General features: G+C 75.3%; 3 protein-coding genes. 2 read left to right on the top strand and 1 reads right to left on the bottom strand.

The features are described 5' to 3' along the window. Positions 1-122 precede the first annotated feature (122 nt). On the bottom strand, positions 123-848 hold the full coding sequence (locus ACFV0Q_RS36930) for a 3'-5' exonuclease (RefSeq protein WP_385011731.1): 726 nt from the start codon (positions 846-848) through the stop codon (positions 123-125). A 219-nt stretch (positions 849-1067) separates the two neighbouring features. Between ACFV0Q_RS36930 and ACFV0Q_RS36925 the strand changes: the two genes are divergently transcribed. Both ACFV0Q_RS36925 and ACFV0Q_RS36920 read left to right on the top strand, forming a co-directional pair. Then, positions 1068-1646 (top strand): DUF4365 domain-containing protein, encoded by a 579-nt coding sequence (locus ACFV0Q_RS36925; protein WP_385011728.1) that lies wholly within the window; start codon positions 1068-1070, stop codon positions 1644-1646. Continuing rightward, positions 1646-2851, top strand: a complete 1206-nt coding sequence (locus tag ACFV0Q_RS36920; protein ID WP_385011726.1) for a hypothetical protein — start codon at positions 1646-1648, stop codon at positions 2849-2851. The genes ACFV0Q_RS36925 and ACFV0Q_RS36920 overlap by 1 nt, the downstream gene beginning before the upstream one ends. Positions 2852-2950 lie beyond the last annotated feature (99 nt).

The following is a 2950-nucleotide window of genomic DNA, read 5'->3' as shown; positions in this document are numbered from 1 at the left end:
TAATATACACTGGGTTTCTTGGTATCCACCACTTTACCCCCCCCGGTCACTGGGCGGTCCTTCTCACGCGGCCCCGCCCTTCCGCATATCCGGCGCCCGCGCGCGGCGCCCTCGCGCCGCCGCTACGCCGCCTGCTGCACCTCCGGACGCAGCGGCCAGTGCGGGTCCACCGCCTCCGGGGTGCCCTGCCGGGTGAACCACGCCTGGAGGCCCCGCGCCTGCGCCGCGTGCCACACCGCCTGGAGCGCGTGCAGCTCCGCCGGGGTCAGCCGCTCCAGCCGCGCCGCGAACCTGCGCCCGACCGCCCGCACCAGCTCCAGCGAGGCCATGGCGTCCGCCGTGGCCTCGTGCGCTCCCTCCAGCTCCACGCCGTAGTGCGCGCACAGGTCCGTCAGCGTCCGGCGGCCCTTGCGGTAGCGGTCCAGGTGCTTGTCCAGCACCCGCGGATCCAGCACCGTCAGCGGCCGGTTGTCCAGGTACCGCGCCAGCGTCGACGCCCGGTGCCGGCGCAACTCCCGGTCCAGCAGCGTCAGATCGAACGGCGCGTTCATCACCACCACCGGCCGTCCCGCCACCTGCTGCTCACCGAGCGCGCGGGCTATCTCCTCCACCACCGGCGCCGGCCAGCGGCCGTGGCGCTGGAGGTGCTCATCGGTCAGACCGTGCACTTCCGTGGCTCCCGGGGGCACCGGGATGCCGGGGTTGACCAGCCAGCGGGTGGAGCGGACCCGGCCGCCCGCGCACTCCTGCACGACGAGCGCGGCGGACACGATCCGGTCCTGCTCGACGTCCACCCCGGTGGTCTCCGTGTCGAATGCGGCCAGCGGGCCCTCGTACCAGCGTGTCATGGCGAACTCCTCGTCCCCGATCGGCAGATGGGGCGAACCCGGGCGCTGCTGCCGCGGAACGGGCCACCTTGCCGAAGCGGTGATACCCGGGCCGTTTGCCCCGTACGCCGTTTGCGGGCACCCGGGATCGGAGACAACTCCCCTGGGGGGTCGCACGCATGACCGGTCGTCACCCCGCATCCGCTCACGGCAGAGCCCGGAAGGCATGGGGAGCCGGCCATGGCGCTCGCACAGCCCGAACCGGGCGGGTTGCTGCAAGGACAGACCGATCCGCGGACCGGACCGCTGCGCGGCACACTCGCCACCACCGCCTGCATGGAGACCCTTCAGGTGGGATACCTGCACGCCGTCGCCGCCGCGGCCGGCTGCTCGCTCTCCCAGCCCTTCCCGGACAACGGCATCGACTGGCACGTCAGCCACGGCGCGCCGGAGCACGTCGTCGACGACGAGGTGACCGTCAAGGTGCAGCTGAAGGCGACGTACCAGGTACCACCCCGGCCGCCCGGGGCCAGCTTCGGCTTCACGCTCGACAACGAGCACCTGGTGAAGCTGGCGCGGACCCCGGTAGCCGTCCACAAGATCCTCGTCGTGATGCTCGTACCGCGGGAGCGGGAGGAGTGGCTGAGCGCCGGGCACGACCGGCTCGACCTGAGGCACTGCTGCTACTGGACCAACCTCGCCGGACACCCCGTGACCGGCCGGCGCCGGACCACCGTACGGATCCCGACCGCGCGGATCTTCGACGACCGGGCCCTGTGCGAGATCATGACCCGGGTCGGGTCGGGAGGGACACCCTGATGAACCGGAACTCGCCGCACCTCGAACCGCTGCCGTCCCCGGAGTTCACCCCGGGCACGCCCGATCCCGCGCACGTCGATCCGCAGGTCCTCGGCGCCCTGCTGCACCGGCACGGGTGGCTGCGGCGCGGCGGCGCGGCGGGCCGGTACGGGCGCTGGACCCCGCCGGGCCGGGCCGGGACCAGCCTGCTCGTCCCCGAGAGCCGCGCCTTCCCCGACTGCGCGGACCTGCTGGAGGAGGCGCTGACCGCCCTCTCGCACAGCGGGCTGCCCTCCGCGCGGGAGGTGCTGTTCGGGCTGAGCGTGCCCAGCGACGAGATCCGCTGGGAGCGCGAGATCCCCGAGGGGCCGTACGGATACCAGGGCGAGGCCGCCTGGACCGTGCAGGAACAGCTGCGCTCGGCGGCCCGCCGACTGCTGCTGGCCGGAGCCCTCGCCGAGCGCGCCCGCGCCGGGTACTACGGCGCCCGCCACCGCGCCCAGGCCGAACGCGTGCTGGACGGGGTGCTGGTCGGGCCCTCGCCGGGCGGGCGCCGGCTCGCCGCGTACGTTCCCGTGGACGGCGGCCGGGGCACGGTCGCGCGGCTGCACCACGCCCTGCACGCGGCCCGGGAGGCGGTGGACTACCAGCGCGCCACCGGCGGGATGGAGGCCTTCGACACCGCCGTGGCCGCGGGGGTCAGCCGGGAGCTCGCCGACGCGCTGATCGCCCTCGTACGGGGTTCGGAAGGGGCCCGGATCACGCTGGCCTGGTCACCGGCGGCCGGGGTCCCCGCCGGGTGCGCGGCGCGGCCCGAGCCGGTGGAGTTCTCGCCCGGCGACCTGCCGGTGCTGCGGGAGGCCGCCGCCCGCTACACCCGGGAGGAGCCGGCCGTCCCCGTACGGCTCGCCGGGGCCGTGGTCCGGATGCGGCGCTCCGCGGCGGGCGGCGGGGGGACCGTCCGGCTGCGGGTGCTGGCGGGCGCGGAGGTCCCGTACGTACGGGCCGCGCTCGACGAGGAGGCGTACCGGATCGCCGGCCACGCCCACCTGGTGGGACTGCCGGTCCGGCTCAGCGGGCGGCTGCAGCGGCGGGGCGGCTTCCGGCGGCTCGCCGACGCCACCGATGTGGCGCCGGTACCGCTGGACGAGGTGGAACGGGACCGGCTGATGAAGTCCCTCGACGAGGCGTTCGATCCTGCCGACGCCCTGCCGGACGACGAGTAGGCGCGGCGCCGCTGCCGGGGGGCGAGCCCGCCGGCCGCGAGGACAGGCGCGGGGGGGGGGGGTGGGGAGGGGGGAGGGCGGGGTGGACACGGGGGCGGG

It is taken from the genome of Streptomyces sp. NPDC059564 (genome assembly GCF_042735575.1).
GTDB lineage: Bacteria > Actinomycetota > Actinomycetes > Streptomycetales > Streptomycetaceae > Streptomyces.
The sequence above is the reverse complement of the archived record's forward strand: the minus strand, read 5'-3'. Positions and strand labels throughout refer to the sequence as shown.

Coding starts and splice junctions, on each gene's coding strand:
- ACFV0Q_RS36930 (WP_385011731.1), bottom strand. CDS start 848: ATGACACGCTGGTACGAGGGCCCGCTGGCCGCATTCGACACGGAGACC.
- ACFV0Q_RS36925 (WP_385011728.1), top strand. CDS start 1,068: ATGGCGCTCGCACAGCCCGAACCGGGCGGGTTGCTGCAAGGACAGACC.
- ACFV0Q_RS36920 (WP_385011726.1), top strand. CDS start 1,646: ATGAACCGGAACTCGCCGCACCTCGAACCGCTGCCGTCCCCGGAGTTC.